This window comes from Klebsiella sp. A-Nf5, from assembly GCF_002810545.1.
Taxonomy (GTDB): Bacteria; Pseudomonadota; Gammaproteobacteria; order Enterobacterales; family Enterobacteriaceae; genus Klebsiella; species Klebsiella variicola.
Genome location: NZ_PIOG01000173.1, coordinates 1 through 1,174, shown reverse-complemented (window position 1 = coordinate 1,174; position 1,174 = coordinate 1). Strand labels below are relative to the sequence as shown.

The window sequence follows — 1,174 nt, the reverse complement described above, 5'->3', positions numbered from 1 at the left end:
CCCCACGCCGGCCCGGCGCTGGAGCAGGCAGTATGCGCTTATCGCCCCGCATCCCTTTTACCTCGCGCTCCCGGCCTATGGTTCCGCGCTCATCACTGCCCCGGGACAGCCCGCCAGCGTCGAGAGTGAGTCGCCGCTGTGGATTGCGGCTGAAAAAGAAGAACTGAGTGTTTCACCGCAGCAAATCGACACGTTTATTCGCGAACTGGAACAACGGCCGCCGCCTCATTTTTCAGGCTTCGTCTGGTTCCGTCTGCCGCTGGATAACGATACCCGCGCCTGGTCGCTCAGCACGCTGGCGGCCGTCATTCACCACCCGCAGGCTGTGGCTGGCGTTTCCTGACAAGGCCAGTATCCGCTGGTGACGCTCATGTTGAAAAATGCCAAAGAAGACGGGCTTACCGCCTGGGTGAGAGCCAAAATGGCGCTGCGGGCGGGTGATGCCATAACAGCGGCGGCATGGTTCGCCCAAGCGGCTGCGTCATTCCTGCCAAACGAAGCATGGGGCTTCCAGCAGTCTAGTGATGACATTATCAGCGAGGAGTTTGTGACGCTGGTCTGCCGTATTCACGCCCAGCAGGCGATACTCGCGCTCAACCGCGACGACTATCTGCAGGCGATGTGGTTGATGTATCAGGCGAAAGAAAATTACTGGCCGGATGTCGCGCACATTGCCGAACGGGAGCTAACGGTCAATGAGCTCATTGCTTTCGTGGATAAAAATGTCCCGGCACCTTCTCCTTCTGATCTTAATATGCCGAAAAATGCCGGGCGCGAAAGCGCCGACGCCAGGCTACGCAATCTGCTCGCACGACGCCTGATGCGCACGGGCCAGTAGCAAAAGCTCTGGCCTATTTTGCGCTAACTGAGGATAGAGACACCGCCCAGGCGTTTATCAATACCTTGCCGACAAAAGGACACAAAAAAGCTCAGGCGCAGGGCTGGTGGCAAGCGGTGCTGATCCTGCGCCATCAAACAGCCTATGAGATGGCGCCTGATTGTTAGTTGCGGGCTTATCCCCGTGAATGCGGGGAACACGCATACATCACCATCACGCAGAACATCGTCGATGGTTTATCCCCGCTGGCGCGGGGAACACGAAAGGCATACCGCCACCATACTGACGGGCATCGGTTTATCCCCGCTGGCGCGGGGAACACGACGCATTGCACCT

At 58.4% G+C, this 1,174-nt stretch carries 2 protein-coding genes; both read left to right on the top strand.

Annotated elements, in window-relative coordinates; genetic code table 11:
- The coding region (locus CWM53_RS19310) for a DUF3142 domain-containing protein (protein WP_227521719.1) at positions 1-343 on the top strand (343 nt) is incomplete at its 5' end.
- 27 nt (positions 344-370) lie between these two features.
- Complete coding sequence (locus CWM53_RS19305) at positions 371-838, top strand: hypothetical protein (protein WP_227521624.1); 468 nt, start codon at positions 371-373, stop codon at positions 836-838.
- Positions 839-1,174: the final 336 nt, after the last annotated feature.

Excerpts from the sequence above, each read along its gene's own strand:
- CWM53_RS19305 (WP_227521624.1), top strand. The coding sequence starts at position 371 with ATGTTGAAAAATGCCAAAGAAGACGGGCTTACCGCCTGGGTGAGAGCC.